The sequence below is a fragment of the Deltaproteobacteria bacterium genome (assembly GCA_020848905.1).
In the GTDB taxonomy this organism is placed as follows: Bacteria; Myxococcota_A; Polyangia.
In genome coordinates this window covers 80499-106766 of the sequence record JADLHG010000062.1, presented here as the reverse complement: position 1 = coordinate 106766, position 26268 = coordinate 80499, and the positions used below count along the sequence as shown (strand labels likewise).

The 26268-nt window shown below is 71.5% G+C and carries 25 protein-coding genes and 1 tRNA gene; 4 read left to right on the top strand and 22 right to left on the bottom strand.

Going from position 1 to position 26268, the window contains the following annotated elements; translation table 11 throughout:
- Positions 1-259: 259 nt before the first annotated feature.
- Entirely contained in the window at positions 260-2935 is a 2676-nt protein-coding gene (locus tag IT371_27270) for a hypothetical protein (protein ID MCC6751384.1), read from the top strand.
- Between the two features lie 56 nt (positions 2936-2991).
- Positions 2992-3660 carry a DUF4336 domain-containing protein gene (locus IT371_27265; protein ID MCC6751383.1) on the top strand — a complete coding sequence of 223 codons (669 nt, stop codon included), beginning with the start codon at positions 2992-2994 and terminating at the stop codon, positions 3658-3660.
- A 31-nt stretch (positions 3661-3691) separates the two neighbouring features.
- Here the strand turns inward: IT371_27265 and IT371_27260 are convergent, their stop codons facing one another.
- From IT371_27260 to IT371_27225, 8 genes are all read right to left on the bottom strand, one after another.
- The gene (locus IT371_27260; protein MCC6751382.1) at positions 3692-4666 is read right to left on the bottom strand and encodes a c-type cytochrome; all 975 of its coding nucleotides are present in this window, start codon (positions 4664-4666) and stop codon (positions 3692-3694) included.
- A gap of 177 nt (positions 4667-4843) precedes the next feature.
- A complete protein-coding gene (locus IT371_27255) occupies positions 4844-5446 on the bottom strand; it encodes a hypothetical protein (protein ID MCC6751381.1) in 603 nt (200 codons plus the stop codon).
- Positions 5447-5474: 28 nt separating this feature from the next.
- A tRNA-Pro gene (locus tag IT371_27250) sits at positions 5475-5549 on the bottom strand.
- A gap of 75 nt (positions 5550-5624) precedes the next feature.
- On the bottom strand, positions 5625-6155 hold the full coding sequence (locus IT371_27245) for a hypothetical protein (GenBank protein ID MCC6751380.1): 531 nt from the start codon (positions 6153-6155) through the stop codon (positions 5625-5627).
- A 238-nt stretch (positions 6156-6393) separates the two neighbouring features.
- On the bottom strand, positions 6394-8271 hold the full coding sequence (locus IT371_27240; GenBank protein ID MCC6751379.1) for a hypothetical protein: 1878 nt from the start codon (positions 8269-8271) through the stop codon (positions 6394-6396).
- On the bottom strand, positions 8268-8870 hold the full coding sequence (locus IT371_27235) for an XTP/dITP diphosphatase (GenBank protein MCC6751378.1): 603 nt from the start codon (positions 8868-8870) through the stop codon (positions 8268-8270). The genes IT371_27240 and IT371_27235 overlap by 4 nt, the downstream gene beginning before the upstream one ends.
- The gene (gene rph, locus IT371_27230; protein MCC6751377.1) at positions 8867-9601 is read right to left on the bottom strand and encodes a ribonuclease PH; all 735 of its coding nucleotides are present in this window, start codon (positions 9599-9601) and stop codon (positions 8867-8869) included. Before rph ends, IT371_27235 begins: the two co-directional genes overlap by 4 nt.
- Before the next feature lie 32 nt (positions 9602-9633).
- Positions 9634-10437, bottom strand: a complete 804-nt coding sequence (locus tag IT371_27225; protein ID MCC6751376.1) for an N-acetylmuramoyl-L-alanine amidase — start codon at positions 10435-10437, stop codon at positions 9634-9636.
- 108 nt (positions 10438-10545) lie between these two features.
- Between IT371_27225 and IT371_27220 the strand changes: the two genes are divergently transcribed.
- Complete coding sequence (locus IT371_27220) at positions 10546-12120, top strand: hypothetical protein (GenBank protein ID MCC6751375.1); 1575 nt, start codon at positions 10546-10548, stop codon at positions 12118-12120.
- Positions 12121-12167: 47 nt separating this feature from the next.
- Here IT371_27220 and IT371_27215 read toward each other — a convergent pair whose 3' ends face one another.
- Positions 12168-14375, bottom strand: a complete 2208-nt coding sequence (locus IT371_27215) for a zinc-ribbon domain-containing protein (GenBank protein MCC6751374.1) — start codon at positions 14373-14375, stop codon at positions 12168-12170.
- 99 nt (positions 14376-14474) lie between these two features.
- Between IT371_27215 and IT371_27210 the strand changes: the two genes are divergently transcribed.
- The gene (locus IT371_27210; GenBank protein ID MCC6751373.1) at positions 14475-14864 is read left to right on the top strand and encodes a response regulator; all 390 of its coding nucleotides are present in this window, start codon (positions 14475-14477) and stop codon (positions 14862-14864) included.
- On the opposite strand, the gene IT371_27205 is transcribed toward IT371_27210, so the two are convergent.
- From IT371_27205 to IT371_27145, 13 genes are all read right to left on the bottom strand, one after another.
- Positions 14861-16123 (bottom strand): hypothetical protein, encoded by a 1263-nt coding sequence (locus tag IT371_27205; GenBank protein MCC6751372.1) that lies wholly within the window; start codon positions 16121-16123, stop codon positions 14861-14863. The genes IT371_27210 and IT371_27205 overlap by 4 nt on opposite strands.
- On the bottom strand, positions 16120-16524 hold the full coding sequence (locus tag IT371_27200; protein ID MCC6751371.1) for a hypothetical protein: 405 nt from the start codon (positions 16522-16524) through the stop codon (positions 16120-16122). Before IT371_27200 ends, IT371_27205 begins: the two co-directional genes overlap by 4 nt.
- The gene (locus tag IT371_27195) at positions 16521-16865 is read right to left on the bottom strand and encodes an STAS/SEC14 domain-containing protein (protein ID MCC6751370.1); all 345 of its coding nucleotides are present in this window, start codon (positions 16863-16865) and stop codon (positions 16521-16523) included. The genes IT371_27200 and IT371_27195 overlap by 4 nt, the downstream gene beginning before the upstream one ends.
- Positions 16866-17070: 205 nt before the next feature.
- Complete coding sequence (locus tag IT371_27190; GenBank protein MCC6751369.1) at positions 17071-18219, bottom strand: VWA domain-containing protein; 1149 nt, start codon at positions 18217-18219, stop codon at positions 17071-17073.
- 200 nt (positions 18220-18419) lie between these two features.
- Positions 18420-18809 carry an RNA-binding protein gene (locus IT371_27185; protein ID MCC6751368.1) on the bottom strand — a complete coding sequence of 130 codons (390 nt, stop codon included), beginning with the start codon at positions 18807-18809 and terminating at the stop codon, positions 18420-18422.
- 377 nt (positions 18810-19186) lie between these two features.
- Positions 19187-19966, bottom strand: coding sequence for an enoyl-CoA hydratase/isomerase family protein (locus tag IT371_27180; GenBank protein ID MCC6751367.1), 780 nt, complete (start codon positions 19964-19966; stop codon positions 19187-19189).
- 18 nt (positions 19967-19984) lie between these two features.
- Positions 19985-20797 carry a metallophosphoesterase gene (locus IT371_27175; protein MCC6751366.1) on the bottom strand — a complete coding sequence of 271 codons (813 nt, stop codon included), beginning with the start codon at positions 20795-20797 and terminating at the stop codon, positions 19985-19987.
- 5 nt (positions 20798-20802) lie between these two features.
- Positions 20803-21279: a hypothetical protein gene (locus tag IT371_27170; GenBank protein MCC6751365.1), complete on the bottom strand. Its 477-nt coding sequence runs from the start codon at positions 21277-21279 to the stop codon at positions 20803-20805.
- A 51-nt stretch (positions 21280-21330) separates the two neighbouring features.
- Positions 21331-22062: a hypothetical protein gene (locus tag IT371_27165; GenBank protein ID MCC6751364.1), complete on the bottom strand. Its 732-nt coding sequence runs from the start codon at positions 22060-22062 to the stop codon at positions 21331-21333.
- Positions 22059-22928 carry a HEAT repeat domain-containing protein gene (locus IT371_27160; protein MCC6751363.1) on the bottom strand — a complete coding sequence of 290 codons (870 nt, stop codon included), beginning with the start codon at positions 22926-22928 and terminating at the stop codon, positions 22059-22061. The genes IT371_27165 and IT371_27160 overlap by 4 nt, the downstream gene beginning before the upstream one ends.
- 77 nt (positions 22929-23005) lie before the next feature.
- The gene (locus IT371_27155; protein ID MCC6751362.1) at positions 23006-23992 is read right to left on the bottom strand and encodes a deoxyhypusine synthase family protein; all 987 of its coding nucleotides are present in this window, start codon (positions 23990-23992) and stop codon (positions 23006-23008) included.
- Positions 23993-24076: 84 nt separating this feature from the next.
- Positions 24077-24856 (bottom strand): PilZ domain-containing protein, encoded by a 780-nt coding sequence (locus tag IT371_27150; protein MCC6751361.1) that lies wholly within the window; start codon positions 24854-24856, stop codon positions 24077-24079.
- Between the two features lie 96 nt (positions 24857-24952).
- On the bottom strand, positions 24953-26245 hold the full coding sequence (locus tag IT371_27145; protein MCC6751360.1) for an outer membrane protein transport protein: 1293 nt from the start codon (positions 26243-26245) through the stop codon (positions 24953-24955).
- Between the last annotated feature and the right edge of the window lie 23 nt (positions 26246-26268).

Genomic DNA, 26268 nt, shown 5'->3' with positions numbered 1-26268 from the left:
TCCTGAACGCCACGAACTGCCCTGGCAACCGATGCGGCAGTACGTCGGCGCACCAGCCGTACCGGCGCGACCGTTCACCCCCGAAGGCCGGCATCTCCCGCCCGCGAAGTCGGCGTGGGTTTCGGCCGTGGCTCGTTTGCATGCCGGAGGACGTCTCATGTCGCGTCGTAGCTGGTGCTCGTCTCGGTCGGCCCGGGCGGTAGCGCTCGTAGCTTTGATGGCCTGCGCAGCGGGATGCGGAGTCGACGAGCCGACTCTCGTGACCGACGGTTCGGCCGCCACGGCGGTCGACGCCGCCGACTCCGACGGTGGAACCGGTCCGGCCCGTGACGCGGGCATCGACGATGGCGCAGGCGCGGGCGACCTCGATCCGTGGCAGGAGGACCTCGCGGGCCGTCGCGACCTGCGAGCCGGCAAGGACGCGCAGATCGTGCGCTGTGACGGCAACGGCCTGAGCTGCGGCGGGAAGTGCGTCGATCCGCTGACCAGCCCGGCCCATTGCGGCGGGTGCAACAAGGGGTGCGGCGCCGGGACCTGCGTGCAGGGGAAGTGCGTGTGCGACGCGGGCAAGCAGAGCTGCGGCGGCGCATGCATCGATCCGCTCGCGGACAACGCGAACTGCGGCGGCTGCGGCACGGTGTGCGGCGCCGGGACCAAGTGCACGGCGGGCAAGTGCCAGTGCCCGGCCGGATGGCTCCCCTGCAACGGCGTCTGCACCAACGTGCAGAGCAGCACCGAGAGCTGCGGGGTCTGCGGCAAGAAGTGCGGCACGGGAGAGGTCTGCACCAACGGGATCTGCGGCTGTCCGACGGGCACGACCTCCTGCATGGCCGGGCAGCAGCCCCGCTGCACGGACCTGAGCAAGGACCGCTTCAACTGCGGCGGTTGCGGCAACGCCTGCCCGAGCTGGCAGGTTTGCGCGCAGGGGAAATGCCAGCCCTGCGCCTTCCCCGAGGTGATGTGCTACGCGAGCTCCGAGAGCTGCGTGAATCTCGCGACGAGCGCGAATAGTTGCGGCGCCTGCGGCTCGAGCTGCGGCAGCGGCGCGTGCGTGAACGGCGTCTGCACCTGCCCGGCCGGCACGACGGTCTGCGGCGGGGGGCTGTGCGCCAGCCTCCAGACCGACCCCGCCAACTGCGGGGCCTGCGGGATGCGCTGCGGGAATAGCCAGGTCTGCGTCGCCGGGAAGTGTCAGGCCTACGAGTGTCCGACGGGCTACAGCCTGTGCAACGGGGCCTGCGTGGACCTGAGCAGTTATTTCTCGGCCTGCGGGTCCTGCGGCAACGAGTGCAAGCCGGGACAGACCTGCTACAAGGGCCAGTGCACCGGCACGTGCTCGGCCACGGTGTGCGGCGGAGGCTGCGTGGATACGCAGTCGAGCGCCCAGCACTGCGGGCGGTGCGACCTGCGCTGCGAGAACGTGATCGCGGGCGCGATCTGCACTGCCGGGACCTGCGGGTGCGCCCCGACGCAGCTCGCCTGCCAGCTCCCCGGCGACTACCGACGCGCGTGCATCGATCCGGCGACCGACAACCGCAACTGCGGGGCGTGCGGGGTCGCCTGCGGCCCGGGCTCGCACTGCCAGGGAGGAAAGTGCGTCTGCGACAGCGGGACCGCCTGCGCCGGCAACTGCGGCGGGAGGTGCAAGGCGGGCGAGGTCTGTTCCGGCAGCCAGTGCGTGGCCGCCTGTCCGACGGGGGCGACCACCTGCGGCGGACTCTGCACCGACGCGAAGCGCGACCCGGCCAACTGCGGCGCGTGCGGCAAGCGCTGCACCGCCGGGCAGGTCTGCGACGGCGGCAAGTGCGTCTGTCCGCCGGGGCAGCAGCTGTGTCAGGGGCGCTGCACGGACCTCGCGCTGGACGCCGAGAACTGCGGCGGCTGCGGCAAGGCCTGTGGGCTCGGCACCTGCCTGGCCGGTGCCTGCGTCTGCAACCCGGGAAATCAGCTCTGCGACGGGAAGTGCATCTCCACGGCCAGCGCCGACCATTGCGGACGCTGCGGGAACAAGTGCGGCCCGGGCACGGTCTGCCGCGCGCCGTCGCTCTTTGCCCCGGTAGCTTGTCTGCCGCCGGCGGCGGGCGCGTGCCCCGGCGGTCAGACGCAGTGCTACGGCTCCTATAGGCCCGGAGCTCCACCGCCTCCGGCGAAGTGCGTGGACACCAAGAGCGACATCGAGCATTGCGGCGGCTGCAACAACGACTGCAAGCGGGGCATGGGGTGCGGCTTCTTCAGCAACGAGTGCTACTGCATCGACGGCAAGTGCGAGGGAAGCTGCCCCGCCGGCATGAGCAAGTGTCAGGACCCGATGGCCATGAAGACGGTCTGCGTGGACCTGCAGAAGGACCCGAGCCACTGCGGTATCTGCGGCACCAAGTGCGGGGCGGGGCTTGGCTGCTACAAGGGGCAGTGCCAGGCCTGCCCGAGCGGAACGCAGTCCTGCAACGGGAGCTGCATCGATCTTCTCACCGACGGGAAGCACTGCGGCGCGTGCGGCCAGGCCTGCAGCGGCGGCAAGGTCTGCCAGGCGGGCGCGTGCGTCTGTCCCGGGAGCCTCGCCTGGGCCTGCGGCTCCACCGGGAGCGCGGCGCACTGCACCGACTTCTTCGTCTCGCCGGATTGCGGCCTGTGCGGCGCTGCCTGCGGTGCGGGCACGACCTGCGTCGGCGGCTTCTGCCAGTGCCCGGCGCCGAAGCAGATGTGCAACCAGCAGTGCGTCGCTCCGCAGAAGGACCCGTACAACTGCGGGAGCTGCGGCAACGTCTGCGCGAAGGGGAGCGTCTGCTCGAAGGGAAGCTGCCAGCCGAGCTGCGCCGCGGGCCTCACCGACTGCGGCCGAGGATGCTCCGACCTGCTCACCGACGTCGAGCACTGCGGCAAGTGCTACGTGCGCTGCGCCGAGGGGAAGCGCTGCGTGGCGGGAGGCTGCGTGTAGAGTAGATCTGTCAGGGCCCTTGGTCCCGGCGCCGCTTCGCGCTACCGTCCCGGCCCATGCTGACTCCCTTTGCAGACGAGGTTTGGACCGACACCCGGAAGGCCAAGTTCTGGGGCGTCGAGTGCGGCTCGCGCATGACCGTCGTGCGCCTCGCCGACGGCGGGCTGTTCGTGCATTCGCCCGTGGCGCTCGACGCGCAGACGCGGCAGGCGGTGGATGCGCTCGGCGAGGTGCGGGCCGTCGTGGCCCCTAGCATCTTTCACCACCTGCACGTCGGCGCGTGGATGGCGGCGTACCCGAAGGCTCTGGTCGCGGCCTGTCCCGGGCTCGAGTGGAAGCGCACCGACCTGGCTTTCTCGTGCGTGCTCGGGGACGTGGCCCACGAACTCTGGGACAAGGACCTCGAGCAGATCTACTTCTCGGCGCGCCGCGAGAACGAGGTGGTCTTCTATCACCACCGGAGCCGGACCTTCATCTGCGCCGACTCGCTGCTGAACCTGTCGACCCACGCGTCACCCACCACGCGCCTCGTGGCCCGCGTGATGGGCAACAATGCGCCGGGGGTCGGCCACCTCGAGCGCGTGATGATCCGCGACCGCAAGCTGGCCCGGCGGCAGATGGACCGCATCCTCGAGTGGGAGATTGACGGGGCCATCCTCGCGCACGGCGAGTCCCTCCCCCACGGCGGGCACGAGGCGCTGCGCCACGCCTACGCCTGGTTGTAAGTCGCGCGGCTCGCGCGGCGCAGGCCGGGCTTCAGCGAATCGGCCGGCGGAGCGGCCCGACGTCGTTCTCCACGGGCGGGACCGTCTTGAGGTAGCGGTAGACGGCGCGCAGATCCTCGTCGGTCATGTGGCGGAAGCTCCCCCAGGGCATGTGCGTGCCGGGGGCGCTCGGCGTGCCGGACTTGAGGCGCTTCACGAACTCGTCCTCGGTGAACTTGGCGAGGCGCCCGGTCTTCGGGTCGGCGGTGATGTTGGGCGCGGCCACCTCGAACTTCGGGTCGTCCATCGCGGGCATCGGGGAGCCGCCGGCGAAGGGCTTGCCGATGAAGGCCCCGGAGCGGAAGTCCCGGTCCGTGTGGCATCCGTTGCAGTTCGCGACGCTGTGCGCGAGGTAGCGGCCGTACTCCGCGGTGACGCTCGGGACCATGCGCGCGGGGGGCGTACCCGCCGGTCCTTCGGGCTTGAGCACGAAGGCGCGCAGGAAATCTCCGAGCAGGTGCCATTCGTGGTCGGGCACGGCGTTCTTCACGGGCTTGAGCGAGCGCAGGTACGAGAGCAGCGCGACGAGGTCCTCGTCGGCGAGGTTCTGAAAGGGCATCAGCGGCATCGCTACGCGACCGTCCGCGCGGATCCCTAGCCGCATGATGCGCGCGAGCTCGGCGTCGGTGCGGCGGCCAATCCCCGTCTCGGGGTCGGGCGTGATGTTCGGCGCGAAGAGCTTGCCGGGGGGGATGTCGAAGACGTGCCCCCCCGCGGGAGCGACCTCGTCGCCGCGCAGGGCGGCGGCCTCGTCCTCGGGTCGCGAGTGGCAGCCGAAGCAGTGCGCCGGGCCGAGCGCCAGGTAGCGGCCGCGCGCGATGACCTTCGGATCCTTCGTGGCCTTCAGCCCGAGTTCGGCCGCCGCGAAGGTCCGATTCTTCCGGAACTGGACGACCCCGAAGACCCCCGCCACCAAGATCGCCAGCACGAGCAGCACACGCACGAAGATGCGTCGGACGCGCTTCATCGGTTCCTCCTTCACGCCCTGATGAGGCCCACGACTCTACGCGGGCCGTGAAAACGGGTCAACCTGGCCCCTTATTGGCCAGCGGAAGACTCGGATTGACCCATGCTACGGGCCGGGGCGTGGGGCGCAGGCGCGACGCAGCCTGCCGGGAAGGAGCGCGGCGCAGGTGACCGGGTCCTAGAGCGGGCCGGTGATGGTCAGGGTGTACGGGATGTCCTTCGGCTTGAAGTGGAAGACGCTCGGGTAGATCGTCGTGCCGGCCGGGAAACCCGTGCCCGCGGACTTCTCCATGGTGAAGGAGCAGGTCGTCTTGCCGGCGGTCGGATAGCAGCAGGTCGTGTAGTTCGTTTGCGCGACGCACATGCAGCCCGTTATGACGGACTTGTCGCACCACTGGGCCTGGACGTCCTGCTCGGCCTCGAGGGACACCGTGTAGCGACCGCTGCCGGCGGTGGTGAACTTGAAGAAGTGGACCGTCTCGACCCCGCCGCTCGCTGCCTTCAGCGTCGACGAGAAGGCCTTGCCCGCCGTGAGCTCGAGGGGCTTGTTCGGATCGGTCGGGCCCGTCGCCGGGGCGCTATCCTTGGCCGCGGCGAGGTCCTTCGTGCCACCGCCGTCCTTGCTCGTGACGGGCCCGTCGCCGGTGGAGCTGCCGCGGTCGGCCGTCGCCGCGCTATCCGCCACCGCCGCGTCGCCGGCCCCCGCATCGGCCTTCGTCGTCCCGTTGTTGCTGCACGCCGCGACGAGCAGCAGCGGCCAGACCAGCACCCTTCGCTTCATGTCCCCTCCCTTGTTGGTGGCACCTAAGTCGGGGTGAGAGGATTCGAACCTCCGACATCCTGCTCCCAAAGCAGGCGCGCTAGCCAGGCTGCGCTACACCCCGGAACGACGGCCTATTAATACTCAGGAGGGCGGGTGTGGCAAGAACCGAGAGGGGCGGTCTGCCGGCGCGTCGTCGCTACTTCGTCAGGCCGAGCTCGGCGGAGAGGCTCACGGTCGGCTGGCGGTGCAGGCGGCGCACGACGTTCTTCACGGCGATAGTGGGGCCGGCGGTGGCGAGCACCACGGCGTCGATCTCGAGGCCGGCGATGTGGGTCAGCAGACGCGCCACCTTGGGCAGAATCCCCGGGCGCGGCGCGGCGAGGTTATCGCGAGCCCAGCCGGTGCGCGTGAGGAGCGGATTCGTGCCCCAGTTGAAGATCGAGGCCAGCGTGAGCAGCGCGCCCCCGACGGGGTGGTGCTGGGCGAAGGCCTGTGCGGACAAGGCCACGGTGAAGCCGCCGGCGATACCTTGCGCCACGGCAAGGCCGAGGCCGCCGCCGGGAGCGTATTTCCTGACCGTCAGGTCCATCGTCTTCGCGTGCAGCTGGCCGAGGAAGCGGCCCGCCCGCACGATCGGATTGCGGGTCGGGTTCGCGGCGACGGCGGCGCGCGGGTTCGCGCTGGCGGTGGCGAGCAGTACCAAGGTTGCTAGCAGCGGCGTGCGCATCGATCGACTCCAGCTCGATTGGTTTTCACGCAGCCTGTGCACACTGCGTGCCGGCCAATGGCGGTCCGGCCCGCCAGGTCCGGAGGGGTCCTCGGGTCTCACCGCGGGGCTCTCAGCGCCCGAACCGATGAGGCTGGCGTTGACGCATTGATCTACGATCTCCGTGGGATAGCGGTTCCGACGCGAACGGCTTCGACTGGGCGCGGCGCACGCGAACCCGGGATCCCCCTACGCCGCGTCACGGGCCTCTCGGCGCAGGCAGGGTGGCTGGAGGAGCCTCCGAGGGCCCCTCGGCTGCGCCGCGCGGAACGGCCTCGAGATACAGGCGGGCGAGCTCGGGCCGGCCGAGGGCGAGGAGCGCGCGTGCGGAGCGCAGCAGCGCGGCCGCCGGACGGGGCTCGAGCGCGAGCGACCGACGGAGCGCGGCGCGGGCCACGTCGTGGCGGCCGAGGAGCGCCAGAGCTTGCGCGTCGAGCTCGTGCCACGCTGCGCCCGAGCGCGCCGGCTCACCGACCTGCGCGAGGTGGCGCAGGGCCACCTGTCCCTGGCCGGCGGCGGTCCAGCGGCTCGCGGCGGCGAGGAGGTCGGCGGGCCTCGGGGGGAGGAGCTCGAAGGCCCGGCCCTCGGCCACCTGCGCGCAGCGGAGCAGTCCTTCGCCGAGCAGCGCCACGGAGCGCTCGATCGATGCCTCGGCGCGTCCCCACGCGCGGGCGAGCTCTCGCTCCACGCGGGCCGCGCGCGAGCCGTCGGTGCGACCGAGGTCGCGTCGATCCACGTCGGCCAGGCAGAGGGCGACGCGAGCCCAGGGCCAGCGCGGCTCGAGGCTCACGGCGCGCGCATACACCGTCACGGCCTCCTCGAAGCGGCGCGTCTTGCGCAGCGTGTGTCCGAGGCCGAGGTGCGCGAAGTAGGCCTCGGGCTGCGAGAGCACGGCCAGCCGCCAGAGGCTCTCGTTCGAGCGCCACGCGTGAGCCTGACGGGCGGAGAGGGCGGCGAAGGCCAGGCAGAGCGCGGCTCCCGCGGCGACTCCGACGCGTCGAACCGAGGGCGTGGCCTCCGCGAGTCGCAGCGCCAGCGCGCTGCCGACGAGGGCCACCGCCACCGACGGGATGAAGGCGTAGCGGTCCTGCACGACGAAGTAGACCGGGACGAGGTTCGCGACGGGCAGAAGCGCGACGAGCAGCCAGAGCGCGCCGAGTCGCACGAAAGGGGAGCGCGCGCGCCAGCTACCGAGGCCGAGCGCGACGAGGCCTACCGCCCCGAGCGCAGCCAGGCGGTCGAAGCGCCCGAGCCCGCTCGTCGGATACACGGGGCCGAGGTCGAGCGGCGCCACGAGCTTCAGCAGGTGGTGGCCGTAGGTCTTGCAGACCAGCGCCGCGCGGCCGAAGAGCCCTCCCTCGGGGAGCGGGCGCACCATCTCGTTCGCCTGCCAGAGGCCGACGACGTAGAGCCCCACCGCCGCGGCGAGGCCGACGAGGGGCAGCGCGCGCACGAGGCTCTGCCGCAGCGTGCGCCGGCCGAGCGCGCTCTCCGCCGCCACGAGCACGAGCGGCAGGACGACCGTCGAGGTCTTGCTGAGCAGCGCCGCCCCGAAGAGCAGCGCCGCGACCCACATGCGCCGCTCGCGCCAGGAAGCGGCGCCGAGATAGCAGAGCGCCGAGCCGAGGAAGAAGGCCAGCGAGAGGGTCTCCTTGCGCGCGCTGACCCAGACCACCGCCTCGACGTGGAGCGGGTGCAGCGCGAAGAGCGCCGTGCCGAAGAGCGCCGCGGCGAAGGGCACGCCGAGCCGCAGGAGCAGCCGCCGCAGGAGCTCGAGACAGACGAGGTAGAGGAGCAGGTTGTGCAGCCTATACCCGGGCGCCCAGTCCCCGAAGAGCCGATGGTCGACGAGGTACGAGGCGAGGTGCAGCGGGTGGTAGGCCTCGAAGTGCGGCGCGCCGAAGATGGCCTTCAGGTGCGCGAGCGACGCGCCCCGGACGAGCGGGTTCTCGACGACGAAGCGGTCGTCGTCCCAGTTGAGGAACTCGCCCCCCACGGCAGGTAGAAACGGGGCGAGGCCGAGGAGGAGGACCGCCCCGACGAGGAGCGCGCGTCCTCGTCGAGACGGCGGCGTCACCGGCCCAGCCGCGCGCGCAGCAGCTCGCCCATCGCCCGCATCGCGCGGCCGCGGTGGCTGAGCGCGTGCTTCTGCTCCGCGGTCGCCTCGGCGAAGGTCTGTCCGAGGCTCTCCACGAAGAAGAGCGGGTCGTAGCCGAAGCCGCCCTTCCCCCGCGGGGCGTCCAGGATGCGCCCCTCGCAGACGCCTTCCGTCACGAGCGGCGCGTCCGGACTCGCCGGGTCTACGAAGGCCAGCGCGCAGCGAAAGCGCGCGGTGCGGCGCGTGGTCTCGACGCCGGCGAGCTTCTCGAGGAGCAGCGCGTTGCGCTGCGCATCCGTCGCGCCCGGACCGGCAAAGCGGGCCGAGCGCACACCGGGCGCGCCGCCGAGGGCGTCCACCTCCAGGCCGCTGTCGTCGGCCAGGCTCGGCAGCCCCGTGAAGCGCGCCGCTTCCCGGGCCTTGGCCACGGCGTTCTCGGCGAACGTGGACCCCGTCTCCTCCGTCTCGAGGAAGGGGGGAACGTCCTCGAGGCTCACGAGCGCGACCCCGGGCAGCGCGAGCAGCTCGCCGAGCTCGCGCAGCTTGCCGCGGTTCCGCGTGGCGAAGAGCAACTTCATAGGCTGATGGGGACGCGGCCTCCGTCGAGCCCCGCGCCGAGGGCTCGCGCCTGGAGCTCGCACAGCCGTTCGATCCCCTGCCGGCCGAGCTCCAGCATCGCGTCGAGCTGACTTCGCTCGAAGGGCGCTCCTTCGGCCGTCCCCTGCACCTCGACCAGCTTGCCGTCGGCGGTCATGGCCACGTTCAGATCTACGTCGGCGGCGGCGTCCTCCACGTAGGGCAGGTCGAGCCGCGCCTCGCCGTCCACCATGCCGACGCTCACCGCGGCGAGCGGCGTGCGCAGCACCTCGCCACGGACGAGCCCGTCGCGCTCGAGCTTGCGCAGCGCCAGCCCGAGGGCCACCCAGCCGCCCGTGATCGACGCGACCCGCGTCCCCCCGTCCGCCTGCAGCACGTCGCAGTCCACCGTGACGGTGCGCGGCCCGAGGGCCTGCAGGTTCACCGCCGCGCGCAGGACCCGCCCGATGAGGCGCTGGATCTCCGTCTCTCGCCCGCCGTTCCGTCGCGACTTCCGCGGCCGCGTCGCGCCGGGGAGCATGTTGTACTCGCCGGTCACCCAGCCCCCCCCCGAGGCGGCGCGAAAGGGAGGCACCGTCTCGTCGACGGAGGCGGCGCAGAGCACCCAGGTCTCCCCCCACTGGATGAGGGCCGAGCCGGCCGGCGCCTTCTGGTAGCCGGTGATGAGGTGGATGGGACGCAGTTCGTCGTTTCGTCGGCCGTCGGTCCGCATGGGCAGTGGGTACGCCACCCGGATGCGGCTTGTCAACGCGCGCGGCGCGACCTCGTTCCTGGCGCGGCCCCTTCGCCGCGCACGTGGCGGGCGATGCCACTGGCCAGCGCCTCCGCGAGGCGGGTCTGCGTCTCGGCGCGAGCCAGCTCGGGTCCCTCGACCGGGTGGTCGATGTGGCCGAGCTCGACCAGCACCCCGGGCATCTCGAGGCCCATCAGCACGTCGAAGGGGGCTTGCCGCAGCCCACGGTCTCGCTCGCGACCGCGCAGCCCGGTCAGCGCGCGGTGGATCGCGGCCGCCAGGCGCGCCGCGTGGCGCTGAGCCGAGCGCTGCCGCACCTCGGTCACGATCGCGCGCAGATCGTCCTGCCGGCGGTCGACGTCGCTCGCTTGCCCCTCCGCGGCTCCACCGCCGCCGTGCCCCGGGCCGTCGTGACGGTTCTCGCGCCAGGCCAGGCGCCGCGCCTCGCGGTCCGAGGCCTCGGCGCTGAGAACGTAGGTCTGGAAGCCCTGCTCGCTGCGGCTCGGGCTGGCGTTCAGGTGCAGGCTGACGAAGAGGGTGGCGCGCGCGCTGTTGGCCCGCCGCACGCGCTCGGCCAGGGTCAGGTACCGATCGTCCCCGCGCGTGAGCACCACCCGAGCCTCCGGCAACAGACGTCGGAGGGCCAGTTGACAGCGACGCGCGAGCTCCAGCGTGAGCTGCTTCTCGTGGCGTCCGGCCTCGGGCCCGAAGGCTCCCTGGTTGCTCCCCCCGTGGCCGGGATCCAGCATCACCACCGGCTCGGCCGCCGCCGCAAGCGGCCATCCGAGGAGCAGGAGCGCCACCGCCGATCGCATTCTCCGACGGTAACAGCGCCCCCGTAGCGGCGCAAATTCGTTGGCAAGGGCGCGCGGCCCGTGATATCGCGTCGGCAATTCCGCGCCTTCCTCGGAAGTTGCGATACAATGCCGCTGCGCATGAACCTGAGCTCGCGCTTCCCCCTCGTCGGGCTACTCATCGTCAGCGCGGCGCTTGAGCTCGGCCTGAACCGGGTCGGGGTGCACCTCGTCAGCGCCGAGGACAGCTCGAGCCTGCTCTACCGCTTCGTCGACCGCGGCGGGCTCTTCGTCTTCTACCTGACGGGGCTACTCGCCCTGGCCGTCTTCTCCTGGGCCGTGGTGGTCCAGCTCCGCGACCGACACCTGCTCGACCTCCCGGGGCGCATGGCGGTGACCGTCACGGCGGCGCTCTTCCTTCCGCTCGCGGCGGTGGGGCTCTTCGTGCGGCTGCCGAACCTGCTCGCCCCGCACCTGAACAGCTCCTTCCTCCTGCTCATCCTCGCGCTGGTCCTGGCCGTGATGCGGCGACCGGTGCCCACGCGCGCCAAGATCGGCCTCGTCTACTTCGCGCTGCCGCTCCTGCTCCACGGCTACTGGCTGCTCACGCAGCAGCTCGTAGCCGTCGCCCCGACGGGGAGGTTCGCCGACCTGCCTGCCCGGCTCTTCGAGGCCGGCGAGCACCTCGTGGTGGTGGGGGCCTTCGCCTCCTTCCTCTTCTACGCGCCGTTTCCGCGGCGACAGGCCTTCTTCGAGCCCATCCCGATGGCCGTGGCGTTGCTCGCCACCGGCGGGCTCGCGGTGGCCACGCAGTACTTCTACGCGCCCACCGCCCAGGCCGCCTACTACGGGCTGAGCATCAACCTGCCGCCTCCGTCGCTGCAGGGGGGCATCCACCTGGTGGCCTTCTTCTTCTTCGTGCTGACCATCGGCACGCTGCTTCCGGTGCCCGGCGCTTCGCGGACCACGGCGCAGGGCCTGCTGCTGCTCGGGCTCTCCGGGTTTCACCTCCAGCTACCGCACCAGCTCCTGCTCACGCAGGTGGCGTTGCTCCTGCTCGTGCGCGGAGCTCTCGACGGGCAGGGCGCGTCGTCCACGGTCCGCGAGGGGATCCGGCCGCTTGCGCCCCCGACGGCCGAGGCGTGGAAGACCTTCTTCCGGCGGCTCAGCACGGACATCGGCGCGAGTCAGCCGCCCGAGGTCGTGCTGCTCAGCAACGAGGGCACGCAGGTCGCGCGCCTGCGCACCGAGAGCGAGGGTCTTCCGGTCACGCTGCGGCTGCTCAGCCGCGGGACGGAGGTCCTCGAGCTCGAGCTCAACGTGGGCCAGGTGCCGCGCCTCCCCGCGACCACGACGCTCCTGCGCCGCCGAGGACGACGGGGACGACGGGTTCCCGATGGGGCCGGGCCGCGCCTGCCGGTCTTCGATCCGCAGTTCGTGCTGCGTGGCGGAGCGGGTCAGGGGGCCGACCACCTGAGCGGCGAGGAGCTCCGGGAGCCCCTGCGCCGCTGGGTCCATGGGCTCCTCGGAGTCTGGCCCGCCGAGGGGGTGCAGTACGTGGCGCGACCGGCGGCGGATAGCTGGCCCGTGCCCCTGGGCGAGGTGGCCTTCTCGGCGGAGGATGCCTCCACCGACGAGCTTCGGGCCCTCTGCGAGCTGCTATGCACGGTGGCCCGGCGGGCGGGCGTGCGAGCCGGAGCTTAGCTGCGACCGAGCTACGGCCGAGCCGCGGCGGCTCGAGCCTCGGTGCCTTACTCCACGGGAGCTGGTGGCGGTGGGGGCGGCGACTTGGTCTCGCCGGGCTCGGGGATCGGCGCGGGCGTCGGTGCCGGAGCCTTCGGCTCGTCTTCCTTCTTCGCCCCGTCGTCCTTCTTCGGCGCGCTCTCGCCGGTACCCGCACCCGTCCCGGCCCCCGTCCCCTCGGACTTCTCGCCCAGCTCGCCCAGGTTGCGCTGGGCCATGGAGGCCTTGGGGCCCGACGGATGCGCCGTCAGGTACGCGCGGTAGTAGTCGGCGGCCTTGCTTCGATTGCCCATCGACTTGTACGCCTCGGCCATCCCCAGCAGGGCGTCGCCGTGCGTGGCCTCGATGCGCAGCACCATGTGGAACTGGTTCAGGGCCATGGCGTAGCGGCGCTGGTCGAGCTTGCAGTACCCGAGGCCCGTGAGCGCCTCCACGCCGCGCGGCTTGAGCTTCAGCGCCTTCTCGTAGAGCTTGGTGGCCTGCCCCGCCTTGCCCCCCTCGCTCAGCTTGTCGGCGAGCTTCACGAGCCCTTCGTAGTCGGCGGGGACGGGCCCCGACGGCACCGCGCCCGCGCTGGGCCCCTTGGTCGGCTCCTTGCTCCCCACGGGCTTCTCGCCGCCGACAGGCTTCTCGCCGCCCACGGGCTTCTCGCCGCCGGCCACGGGTTGCGCGGCTCCGGCGTCCGCGGTGCTCGTCGTGGGGACGGCTCCGGCTCCTGCGTCCGCGGTCGTCGCACCCTTCGCTCCGGCCGCGGGGCCTCCGCTCGCCTCGGCCTCGGCCTCGTCGCGCAGCTCCTTCGCCCACCCGTGGTTCGGGTTGACCTCGAGCACCGTGGTCGTCTCGCGCTTTGCCTCGGCCCGATCTCCCGCCCGCAAGGCGATGAGCGCGAGCTGCATCGAGGCGCGCGGCATCGTGCGGCTCGTCTGCGCGCGGGTCTTGGCCTGCGCCACTCGCAGCAGGTCGATGGCCTTGGTGGGCTTGCCGCGATCGGCCCAGTACGCCCCCTCGACGAAGTAGATGCCCGGGTCGTCCGGCAGCGCCCGCCGCGCCTTCTCGATCACGTCGAGGACCACGGCCCCCGTCTGTCCTTGCTGCCGCCGCACCTCGGCCACGACCCGCAGCACCTCGGGGCGCTCGGGGATCGCGCCGAACGCGAGCTTGGCGTGCGAGTCGGCGAGGCGCAGCTGCTCGACCGCATCCTCGCGCAGCTTGGCCGCGCGCAGCTTGAGAAGCTTGCCGGGCTCCCCGGCCTGCGACGGGAGCTCGGCCCGTCGCTCGAGCACCTCGGCCAGGTCCCGGAGGTGCTGGGCCCGGGTGGCGTGCACCTCGGCGCGTCCGGCCACCGAGAGGGCGTCCGTCCCCGGGGCGGAACCGAAGATCTGCTCGGCCTGCTTCAGGCTCTGCTCGTCGTCGAGCAGCAGGAGCGCGAAGCCCTTGCGGTAGATCTCGCTCTGGACCGGAGCGCTGCCGCTTCCGCGCCCGAAGAGACCCTTCACCAGCTCGGGCTTCAGGAGCGCCACGGCGCCCCCCGCGACGAGGAGCGCTCCGATCGTGCCGAGCGCCAGGAACTTCCCGACGGCCCGCTTTGGCACCTCGAGCACGTCGAAGCTGGCGCTGCGCGCCGAGCTCCCGCGCAGGGCGGGCCGGGAGCCGGTCTCCTCCCACGCTGCCGTCTGGCCCACCGCCGCGCCGAACTGCGGGGCGCTGGTGGCGGCGAAGGCCGGCTCGTCCGCGCGCGGCGCCTGACCGAAGGCCACGGGTCCGCTTCGCGCGACCGGCGGCGGCGGCGCGGGCTGCGGCGGCATCTGCCGCGACGGGTCTCGCCGCGGCTGCGAGGCCATCGCGGCGTCCACGACCTGAAAGAAGGACGAGAGCTCGGCGATGTCCCCGAGGCGCTTCCAGGTCTCGCCGGTGCGCGAGATCTGGTCCTCGCGACTCACCTTGCGCTCCACGATCCACTGCTGGAGCGTCGGGAGCTCCTGGAAGTGCAGCACGTGTCCGTCGGCGGTGCGGATCATCCACGGCCGCCCCATCCCTCCCGACGGAGGGCGCGGCGCGTTCATCAGGGCATCGACGGGCTCCGTCTCCACCACCTGCCGCTTGCGCACCTTGAAGGTGTAGTCGCACGTGGTGCACTTGACCGTGACGCCGGCCTCGGTGACCTTGGCGTCATCGAATTCGTACTCTGTTTTGCAACGCGGACAAACGATGTCCATCGCGATAGAATCCCGGGGTTCCTTGGCAAACCGCGCTAGTGTACCAGAGCCGGACCCCCGGTCAACGCGCGCCGCCGAGCGAGCAGGGGAGCCTGGACCATGGCCCGCATTCTCATTGCCGAAGACGAAGCGGTGATCGCGCTCGACCTGGAGGGCCTGCTGCTCCAGGCCGGCCACGAGGTGGTGGAGACAGCGACCAGCGCGGCCGAGGTCTACGAGGCCGTCCGGCGCGAGGACCCCGACGTGGTGCTCCTGGACATCGGCCTCGGCAGGGACGACGGGGTGGCGGTGGCCGAGCAGCTTCGTCGGAGCTGGTCCGGGGCGGTGATCTTCGTTACCGGCAACGCCGATCCGGCCACCCAGCGGCGCGCGACGCTCGCCGGTCCCGAGGCCATCGTCTACAAGCCTTTCGTTTCGACGCAGGTGCGGGAGGCCGTGGACCGTGCGGCGCGGGCCGTGAAGGGTCGTCGGGCCGGCTCCTTGGACTAGATCCCGGCCCCGCTTCCGGGTAGCACTGCCGGCGCGACGCCGGTACCCACCTGCGGAAAGGTCACGGAGATCTCGGTGCCGCCCTCTCCGCGGAGCTCCAGCACCCCGTGGAGCTGGCGGCTGAGCTGGTGCATGAGCTTCATGCCGAGCGAGCGCAGGCGGCGGGGCTCGAGGCCCGCCGGCAGTCCCACGCCGTTGTCGCGCACCGAGAGCCGGTGCGAGGCGTTCGCCGAGGCGAACCCGATCCAGATGTGTCCGCGCCGCTCGCCCGGGAAGCCGTGCTTCAGGCTGTTCGAGACCGCCTCGGTCACGATCAGGCCGCAGGGGATCGCCTGGTCCATCGGCAGCACCGCGCCCCCGTCGGCCGACACGCCCAGCGCGACGCGCGCATCGGCCGTTCCGTAGCCCCGCACGAGGTTCGCGGCCAGGGTGTTCACGTAGCTCGCGACCTCGATACGGGAGAGGTCGTCGGAGCCGTAGAGGTGCTCGTGGACCAGCGCGAGCGCGGCGATGCGGGCCTGGCTCTCGGTCACGAACTCCACCAGCGCCGGATCGGTGCGGCTGCCGAGCTGCAGCCGCATCAGGCTCGAGACCACCTGAAGGTTGTTCTTCACGCGGTGATGAATCTCCCGCAGCAGGGCCTCTTTCTCGTGGAGCGCGGCGCGAACGGCCGCCGCGGCCTGGCGCTCGGCCGTCACGTCCCGACTCACGCAGATCACCTCGCGCGCGCCCGCGGGCACGACCACGGTCTCCCAGATCCCTGACGGACGCTCGAGGTCGAGGCGCCCTGGTGCACCACTGCGCAGGGCCTCCTCGATCGTGGCGCGCAGCCGAGCCCCCGTCTCGGCATCGATGGCCGGGATCTCGTCGAGCTGCAGGCCCACCAGCTCCGGGAGCTCCGGGGGCAGCCGCAGACTGCTCGGCAGGTGGAAGTCCAGCACCCGTCCCTCGCGCTCGATGCGAAAGAGCACGAAGGGTAGGGCCGCGAGCAGAGCCGAGCTGCGCGCGTCGCTGCGCTGAAGCGCGGTCGTGCGCTCTTCTACCCGCGTCTCGAGCTCGTCGTTGAGGGCGCGAAAGCGGGCCTCGGAGGCCCGCAGCTCCTCGGTGCGAGTGCCCAGCTCCTCCGCCAGCATGTTCAAGCCGAGGAGGATCGCGTCCAGGTCGTCGCCGGCCTCCGACGGCGTGCCCCGCGCCTCGAGCTCTCCGCCGGCGAGGCGCAGCAGTAGTTGGAAGACCTCGTCGAGGCGAGGGTCGCTCATGGAAGAAACCCCCGCAGCCACGCGACCGCGTCCTCTTCGTCGCTAAAGAGCTTGCAGGGCACGAGCACGCGGTTCAGACCGATGAAGAAGTTGCCGATGATCCGCGTCGCAGGGGAGCCGACGAGGAGGCCAATCGCGCAGACCACCTTCTCCCCTTCGGGGCCGGCGTAGTAGGCGCGGGCCGCCCTTTCCATGCCGCGCGACTCGCGCATGTCCACGAGGAGCGGTGGTCGTCGCCCAAGTCCGAGGCTCCGGGTGCCCTCCACGTTCTCGCGCGCGTCCTCGAGCGTCTGCACCGTGCCGGGCTTGTTCGTCGCCACGAGCAGGCCGTCGTCTCGGAGGACGAGCACGATCGTGGGCAGGTCTATCGATTTCGGGACGTCGGCAGCGACGGGCGTCACCGGCCTTCTTCCTTCTCGTCGATGAAGCCCCTGAGCCAGGCCAGCGCCTCGCCCTCGATCGTGAAGAGCCGCACCGGGACCTGGGGCCGATTGATGGACAGGAAGAAGTTTCCCACCATGCGGCTCACCGGCGAGCCGACGAGCAGTGCGATGGCGCTTTCGACCTGCGCCGCCTCGTCGCCCGCGTAGTACCGCCGGGCGTCGCCGTCGATCGCCGTGAGCGAGCGGATGTCCACCAGCACCGGTCGCCGACGCCCGTTGGCGAACTTCGCGCAGACGGCGATGTTCTCCCGCGCGTGCTCGAGGGTCTGGTGCGTCTCGGGAAGGCTCACGAACCGCACGATGCCGTCCTCCCCGAGCCAACAGCGCGTGGTGCGTGTGAGGATTTCTCCCTGGTGCATTCTCCCCGTCCCCAGCTCGTTCCGCCGGACCATTGTGGCCCCCGGTGGGCGCGCAGAGCAAGCGGTCAACGGGAATGTGTCGGTGGGGGCGGAGGCGAGTGGGCCGGGAAGCGGGGCTGCGGACGGGACGGGTCGTGCGCGGCGGCTACTCGAAGCGGATCTTCTTCGACGCGGCCTGCACGCGGATGGCGCGCTTCACGGCGTGGTCGAAGGCCTTGTCCTCGGAGAGGCCCTTCTTCTTCTTCTCGACGGCCACGAAGGCGTCGCGCTGCTTGGACAGCGCCAGGATCTCGCGCCGCAGCCCCTCGCGCTCCTTCTCGAGCTTGTCCAGCTCCGCGTTCAGCTCCTTCTTGCCCAGCTTGCGCCACTTCTCGGGGAGCGCCTCGCCCTTGATGCCGTCCAGCTTGCCGGCCTTGCGCGCGTCCACCAGGTCCCAGCGCTCGTTGCGATAGAGGCCGCTCGCCTTGGCCACCGCTCGCGCCGCCCCCGCGCTCGCGTGCGCCTGCTCGGCGTTCTTGTCCTGCGCCGCCTGCATCGCCGCCCCCTCGGCCGCCGCCCGACCGTAGCCCACGTACGTGCCGTTCAGCTTGGCGCTGAGCGCGTTGATCTTCGCGTCGTAGGGCGTGCTGACGAGCACCGTGCCGTGGTTGTGGTCGATCGCCGCGAACACGCCGCTACCGAGCCGCGCGACTTCTTGCCAGCCCTCGCGTTCGCCCCCCGAGGCGTAGCCGCAATGGATCGTGTTCACGAAGATCCCCTGCTGCCGGGCCAGCTTCACCGCCGCCGACGCGCGCACACGCTGGTCCTGGTCGGCCGACTCGTTGCCCGCCACGAAGATCTGCTTGAGCGTGCGCTGGTCCTGGTCCCAGTTCAGCTCCTTCACGCTTCGATGCACCACGCGGCCCACGTACTCGGTGCCGCCGTTCGTGCGGAGCTCGAAGAGCTTGCTGTAGATGGCGTCCAGGTCGCTCGTGAGCTTGCTGCGGATCACCACGTAGCCGTTCTCCTCGGTGCCCTCGCTGCCGTAGGTCACGAGCGCCACGCGGAGCACCGGGGTGGGCTTGGCGCGGCCCACCTCGTTCACCAGGTCCCAGAGCTTCTGGCGCGCGGCGTTGATCAAACCGTCCATGCTGCCGCTCGTGTCGAGCGCGATCACGAGGTCCACCTTGGGGCGCCCCTTCGCGTCCTGCACCGGGGCCTGCTGCCCGCCGAGCGAGCGCGGTCCCTTCGCCGCATAGAGGGCCGATACGACGAGCACCGAGGCGATCCCCAGGGTGATGACGGTCTTGCGCATGAGCAGGCTCCCTTCCGTGGTGACGGAGGTGGGAACGCGCGGGGCGAAAGAACGATCTACCGAGCGATCGGGCTAGGCGTTCGTCGCGGGCTGCGACCGAGGCTGGCGCACGAAGGAGGAGCCGGATGCGCCCCGAAGGAACGCGCATCCGGAGGTCGATTCGCCGTTACAGGAAGAAACGGCCTTTGGCGTCAGAAGCTCTAGCGATCCCGGTCGCGTCCGCCGCCCCAGCCGCCGCCGCCACCCCCGCGTCCGCCGCCGCCACCCCCGCGTCCGCCGCCGCCACCCCCACGTCCGCCGCCGCCACCGCCGCCGCCGCCACCGCCGCCACCGCCGCCACCGCGGTTATCGCGGGCTTCGTTCACGCGCAGCGTGCGACCGCGGAAGTCATTGCCGTCCAGGGCGCGCATGGCGGCCTCGGCAGAATCCGGGGCCTCCATCTCCACGAACCCAAATCCCCTCGATTGCCCAGTCTCGCGGTCCACAATCACCTGTGCACTCGAGACCTTGCCATAGGACTCGAAGAGCGCTTCCAGATCGTCGGAGGTTGCGTTCCACGGGAGGTTGCCCACATACAGCTTCTTTGCCATCAGACCGTTCCTTTTGCCCGCCGGATTGCTCCAGCACCTTGCGTTATGGGGCCCTGAAACCCGACGCGACGGCACCCGCCGTTCGCCGTGTTCCGAGGCCCCTGCCCAATACAGCGCGAGTTGAGGGGAAGTTGGTGTGCTCGTGAGATTCGTTCATGATCGACGGAAACGCGAGAACGAGGATGGTCTTTCCCCCCGCCCTTAGCCCACATGCGCTCCTTTGCCCGCGGCGCGGGAGCTCAGACGACCTTCAGCCTCGTTGGCGACGTCCGACGAATGGCAGACCCGGACGGGACCGACCCACTGCCCGAAACCCTCGATCGAAAGCACCATAAGAGCCCCTCCAGTTTGCCCACATGTGGAGGGGATGTCAACTATCAGTCTGCGGGGCGCAGCGGGGCAGGCCGGTCTCCGGCGGCGAACCGCGCGATGGCCTGCACGATTTCCGGATCGCCGAGCGTGGTGGCGTGGGCCTCGAGCTCCTTCTCGAGGCCGGCCTCGAGCGGCAGGCCGCACCCCGCCAGGGCCGCGGCCCGGTCGTTCCGGAGGCCCCGCTGGGGGACCGCCGCCATGGCCTCGGCCAGGGCCAGGGCCCGCGGCAACGCCGGTCCGTCCGTGAGCACCTCCTGCACGAGGCCCATGCGCAGCGCGTGCATGGCGTCGATCAGCACCCCCGTCTCGATCAGATAGAGGGCATTGCCGAGGCCCACGAGGCGCGGCAGCCGCTGCGTCCCGCCGTCCACGAGCGGAACGCCCCACCGACGGTTGAGCACGCCGAACTGGGCCCCCGCCGAGGCCACGCGCAGGTCGCACCAGCAGGCCAGCTCGAGCCCGCCCGCGGTGCAGTACCCGTCGATCGCCGCGATGGTGGGCTTGCCCACGTCGGCGAGCCGCGTGCACCCCATCGGTCCGCTCTGCCAGGCACCAGGGCGCTCCGAGAGCCCCGCGAGGTCCGACAGGTCGGCGCCCGAGCAGAACGCTTGTCCACCCGCGCCCGTGAGCACGAGGACGGCCAGCCCCTCGTCGTCTCGAAAACGCGTGACGGCGGCCTCGAGCGCTCCGGCCGTCTCGCCGTCCACGCAGTTGCGCCGCTCGGGGCGCTGGATCGTGACCACGAGCGTTTTGCCCCGCTGCTCCAGCCGCACCTTGTCCGTCACGATTCCTCCCCGGCTGCCTCAGAGCTCCACGACGACGAAGGTCGGGGCGCCGTACTCGCTGCCGATGACCTGGCACTGTATGGGCGGAAGGGGGCTCCGGTCCACCGTTCCCTGCGCGGCGGCGTGCGTGTGGCCGCTGACCACGTGGCGCAGCTTCTCGAAGGGCAGGACCGCGCGTCCGGTGGTGAGGTTGCCGAAGAAGGCGTGCCGGAGCTGCCAGGTCGGTTCGTCGGGGCGCTGGATGAGCTGCTCCGAGAAGATCGGCACGTGCGTGGCCAAGAGCACGCGGTCCACGCGCGGGTCCGTCTCGAGGAGCGCGAGCCGCCGTACGAGGCCCTCTCTCAACCCCTCGGCCACGTCCGCGTCGCCCCAGGGCCAATCGATCCAGTTCGCGTCGTTGATCATGTGCCGCTTCACGAGCGCGTAGTCGAGGTCGTAGTCGGGCAGCGCCGCCGAGTAGTCGTACCAGACGAGCGATCCGATGACGGCCAGGCTCCCCACGCGGAGCGTGTCCTCCTCGAGCCAGGCGAACTCGCGCTGGCGGGTGGCGCGCTTGAGCTCCGTCTCCCAGAGGGCGCGGCTCGGAACGTGGCGGTCCACGTCGCGCCAGACGTCGTGGTTGCCGGCCACGACCCCGGTGGGCACGCCGAGCGGCGCGAACGCGTCGAGACAGGCCTCGAAGGCGGCGAAGCCGTGCGCGAGGTCTCCGGCCAGCACGAGCGCGTCGGGGCGTTCGGCCGCCATGCGCGAGACCATCGCGTCGATCGTGGAGCGCAAGGTGAGGTGTCCGCCGAAGTCCAGGTGGACGTCCGAGGTGACCAGAAGGCGCATGGCGTCTAACGCGCCTCCGCGTCGAACTTCAGGTCCACCTCGGCCAGGCTGCCTCCCCCCGCCGAGAGGTCGAGCGAGCAATACGCCGAGCCGAGCTCGCTTCCCTGGTCGCGGGCCTCCACCATCAAGAAGCCGCTCACGGTCGTCACGGCCACGCTCTTGCCGTCGCGCTGGAGCGTGACCGTGAGCTGCTCGCTGCTCTTCGGGAACTCGTAGCGCTGGGCCACGTTCACCGGGTCGATGGTGGCCTGGATGCCGTAGCGCGTGCTGCCGGCCGTTCCGGCGAGGCGCAGGTGGAACTGGGTGGTCAAGGTGAGCTGCGGATAGCCCGCGTCGTGGACCAGCTCCTGCCTTTGCCCGGCGCCGGTGAAGACGTAGACCGTGCCGCGGTGAAGCCGTCCCCCGGTCTGGTAGGGCGCGGAGCCGCAGGCCCCGAGGAGGGTCAGCGAGGCGACGGCGACGAGGAGCACGGAGCGCGGCATTTCCAGAGCATTCCCGAAGCGGGCTCAGGGGTCAACGGCGCGCCGCCTGAATCAGGGCGTCGGCTTCGCGGCGCGGCAGGTGAAGAGCGGGGTCGCGCCCTTGCCGTCGACGAGGCGAAGCTCGACGGCGGTGCCCTGGGCGAGGGCTCGAAGGCTGAGCGCGGGCAGCGCGGAACACTGGAGGGCCGGGCAGCGACTGCAGAGCTCGGCCCCCTCGCCGGCGTAGTGCTTGCCGCTCGGACACTCCACTGCCATGCGCGTGGGGCGCAGCTCCGTCGGGGCGCTGTCGGGGGCGCTCGAGGCTCTGCCGTCCCGCCCACCGTCGGAGAGCGCAGGCTGCGCGGCGGCGGCCAGCCAGACCTCCTGCCGGTAGGTGCCGCCGGGGAGCACGATCTCGGTCACGCCTTGCGTGCGGCCTCCGGCGGGGTCCAGGGGGTCGGCCTTGATGCTGACGCAGGTCTTGCCGCCGCGCTCGATGGTCACGCCGAGCGTCTGGGTGCGCAAGGTCGCGGCGTCGGTGGAGAGCGCCGTCGCGAAGCTCACGACGCTGCCGTCGGCGAAGGTGCAGCGGCGGCGGTCGGCGGAGAGCTCTCCTTCGAGGGTCAGGACGCAGCCGAGCACCGCCTCCGCGGCCTCCAGCGGACAGGCCAGCCCGCAGCTCAGGCCGCAGGGGCGATCCGCCGCGCCGCAGGTCGTGACCTCCGGCTCGCCCGAGAACGGACCCTCCTTGCAGCCGACGAGGAGGAGCGCGAGCGCGAGCGCCGTGGGTGCGGTGCGGGTCATAGCTCGTACCCCAGCCCGAGGAAGAGCGGGATGCGCAGGCGCGTCCCGGACAGGGTGAAGCTCGGCGTCGAGGCGTGGTCTTGCGCGGGCGTTGGTTCGAGCACGGTGTAGCTCGCGAGCGCCTCGAGGTAGAGGTAGAAGGAGGCAGGGAGCCGCGCGCGCAGGCCGGCCCCGAGCGCGAAGGCCACCGACGGTCCGGGCAGGAGCTTCGAGCGGTTGTTGAAGACCAGCGCCGCCCCGCCGGTGACGTAGGGGACGACGCGCGGCGAGATGGGCAGGTTCAGGCGCACCTGGCCGAAGAGGGTCATATCGGGGAAGCCGAGGCTGAGCTGGGTCTCCACCCAGGGCCAGCGCAACCCGAGGCCGAGCTCGCCCGCGACCGTGTCGGCCGGCCGTCGCGCGTTTACCCCCAGGCCGAGGGCGAAGAGGAACGCGGGGCGGCCGCGGGGGGAGGGGGGCGTTCCCGCCGCGGCGCGGTCGCGCGGCAAGAGCGGATTCGCCGCCGAGATCATGGCCACGTAGCCGCGGGGGTCGATGCGCCGTAACGCCTCGCTGGCGATGTGGCGCACGAGCGGGTCGAGGTCCGTCTGCGCCACGACGGCGAGCGGACGAGCCGCTTGCCGCGCGCGGAGCAAGCCGAGGGCGCGCGCCGCCTCGCGACGGACCATCGGCGCTGGATCGTCGAGGAGCTCGATGAGGCTCGGGGTGGCCTGGCCGCGTCCCTTCTCCCCCGCGGTGCGCGCGGCGAGGGCGCGGACGCTCGGGTCCGCGTGGCGGAACTCCGGCGCGGCGGAGTCGGCGCGAGCGAGACCCGGCGCCGAGGTGGCGAGGAGCATCGAGAGCGCGAACGCGAGCCGCCGCCGCATGGGCCGCACGCTAGCACCATTCACGCAGCAAGTGGTGCGGCTTGTAGGGGCGCTCGGGCGACGGTGCGTGACAGCCCTCAGAGGCCGCGTTCGATCATCGCGCGCACGAGGAGCGGCCAGGCCACCGTGGCGTCGCAGAGCACCTCCGCGTAGCGACCGCCCTCGCCGCGGGCGACGAATTTCCCCCAGCTCACGCCTTCCGAGTAGGTGCAGCCCGAGAGGTGGCCGTAGTGGACCGGGTCGGGGCAGATGCGCACGCCGTAGGCGTAGCGGACCACGGGGCTCTCCTCGCCCATACGCGAGCCGCGGATGTCCACGTAGGGACCGAGCTGCTGGGCCCAGTTTCGCGGAACGCCGCCCCCGATGGTGAAGATGCCGAGCTTTCCCCCCGCGTCGTGGTGCCCCTCGCAGAGGCTGACGTAGTGGAAGAGGTCGCGGAAGCCGTCGTACACGAGCGGGCGCTTGCCGTCGCGCCGGCGCATGAGCTGGTGCACGGCCACGTCCAGGCCGAGCTCGGAGTCGGTGAACGCCGGGATGAAGACCGGCACGTTGGCGCGCGCGGCCTCCTGCAGGACGCCGTGGCCGGGGAGGCGCTCGCCGAGGAAGCGCAGGAGCTCGTGGCTGCCGAGCGGCTCGTCGCGGGCGTCGGCCAGCTCGTGCAGCAGGCCGCGAATCGTCAGCTCCAGGCGCTCGAGGTTGTGCTCGGGCTCCACGGTGTCGTAGACGCGGTTGAAGCGCACCTTCAGGTATTCCTCGTCGGAGACGTCGGGGTTCGCCTTGTAGTGCGTGAAGCCCAGGTCCTCGACGAGCCCGTGGCCCACGAGGGCCCCCGTGGCCACTACGACGCGCACCCACCCGCGCCGGATCATCTCCATGATCAGCTTGTTCAGGCCGGCCATGGTCATGGCCCCGCTCAGGGTCATGACGGTGAAGGCCTTCTCGCGGATCATCGCCTCGAGCACGTCGGCGGCCTCGCCGAGGGCCCGGCCCGTGAAGGCCGTGGCGGACATCTCGCGCAGCAGCTCCGAGGTGGTGCCGCCGGCGCCCACCTCGAGCGGCCGCATGGGGGTGAGTCCGAGACGTTCTGCAGCGTGCTTGGGATCGTTCACGGCGCCTCCGTCGTGCGCCGTCGATCTAGCAAAAGCGGCCTACTTGAACCAGCCCTTTCTCTTGCCGGGCTTCGCGTCGCGGGAGACCTCGCGCACCGCGGCCTTGTAGAGCTCGCGCACGCCGGTGTCCTCGCCCAGCAGCTCGTCCTCGTCGGGGGGCGAGGCCCGTCGGGGCCGCGACGCATGCGGGCCGCTGGCTGGCACTTCGCGGACCACCTTCGCTGGCTCACCCGTACCGAAGCCCGGTTCCGTGCCGAGGCCGACGCGCGGCCTCGAACCGACGCCGACCCCGGGGCTCGAACCGACGCCGACCCCGGGGCTCGAGAGGCCCCCTACGCGCGAGCGCGGCTCCCCCGTGATCCCGATGGCCACCTCTCCCGTGAGTGGGGGCCGGGCGGGGCGCGTGAGCGCCGGAGGCTCCGCTTCGACCGGGGTGGGCTCGAGGAGAAAGCGCGCCTCGGGGCTCATCTCGGGCTCGGGCTCGCTCTCGCCGCGAATCGCGCGACGCACGTAGGTCCGGAGGAGCGTGCCCACCTGCGGCGCTACCTCGGTGAAGGCCACGCCCCAGGCGTAGCGTCCACCGGCGGTCCCTTCGCGGACCAAGGTGGCGTCCAGCTCCAGCCGGTCCTCGAGCGCGGGGAGCGAGAAGACGACCCGCAGGGGGAGGCCCGGGCGAGCGCGCGCGGGCGGATAGAGCAGCATCCCCGAGGCGCTCAGGTTGGCCGCCTTGCAGTCCAGCGTTCGTCCGGCCGCGAGGACGACCATCGGCCCTTCGAACGGGACGCGCGGCCCCGCTCGTCGTCGTTGGTACTGGACCATGGATCCAGTATACCGCCGCGCTCGCCGGGCGTCAGCGGGTCCGTTGGCCGTGATGGAGAGATCGTGGTGCGGTGCGGCGTGGCGCGCGAGATGCAGCTAGATACTGAAGCCGTAGCCCAGACTGAGCGCCAGAACGTGAGCCGTCGCACGATAGGTGCCAACGAGCGGCGCCGTATCGGCGGTCTTCTGATCGCCGGTCAACAGGAATAGGTACGCCAGATCGATCGTGAGCCCGGCCACGCGATAGCCCGCACCTAGCGCCACCTCGTAGCGGTCCGCGTCGGGGAGCTCGGGTCCCACGGTGCTCTTGGGCGCGGGGCTCTGGTCGTAGACCAGCCCGAGCCGCAACGGGAGCTGCGGCAGTACGCGGTACTCCCCGCCGAGGCGCACGGCGACGGTGTTGCGCCAGTGCTTGGCCTCCGCCGACGAGAGCTCCGGGTGCTCGGTGAAGTTGATCGCCAGCTCTTCGTACGAGCTCCAGGTGGTCACGTCCACGCCGAAGCCGATGGTCAGCTTCTTGGGCAGGATGAACGCTGCAGCCCCGAAGGAGATGACGTGCGGCAAGGCGAGGTGTGCCGTGACCGGCCCGTCGATGAGCCGCGAGCGCAGGCCGGTCGGGATGTTCGCGGCGGAGCCGTTCTTCGTGAACGCCGCCTTGCCCTCGTAGTTGATCGACACCCCGCTGCGGTAGCTGAGACCCACGTTCAGCCGGTTCGGTACGGCGGAGAAGAGAATGCCGGCCGTTCCGCCGAAGCCGAGGTCGTCCCCCGACAGATCCACTTGCACGTCGTCTGCGAGCGAGCTCGAGCTCGTGACCTTCCGCATGAGGTAAACCGACGACTGGGCGATGGTCAGGCCGCCGCCGATCATCAGGCGCGGATGCAGCTTGAAGGCCAGCGTGGGGTTGAAGGTGACGACCTTCACGTCGGCTTCTTGAATGAGGCTGCGGCCCCACCAGGCGGTCTCCTTGCCCCCCACGTTGACCGTGTCGGGCCACTGGATGCCGAGGCCGAAGGGAGCGTTCATGCCGATGCCCGCCGCGACGCGGTCGTGGATGCGGTACGTCGCGTAGAAGGAGGGAATGGGGAAGAACTGGGTCTTGCCGCTCACGTTCACGTCGGTTGTCGTGCCGGGGGCCGTCAGCGTGTAGCCGAAATTCGGCACCACGAGGCTCACGCCGGCCTCGAGCTGGAGGCCCTCCATCTGGGCCAGGCCCGCCGGGTTGAAGTAGACCGCCGACGGGCTGTCCGCGATGGCCGTGAAGGCGTTGCCCATGGCGAGAGCGCGGGCTCCGCATTCGGCCGTGGCGAAGCCCGCCGCCTGCGCGCGCGTGCACGCCAGCAGGACCAGCAGGGTGAGGGACCTCGACACGAAGTTCTTGAGGGTCATCGCGGCCTCCGTGAACGACGGGC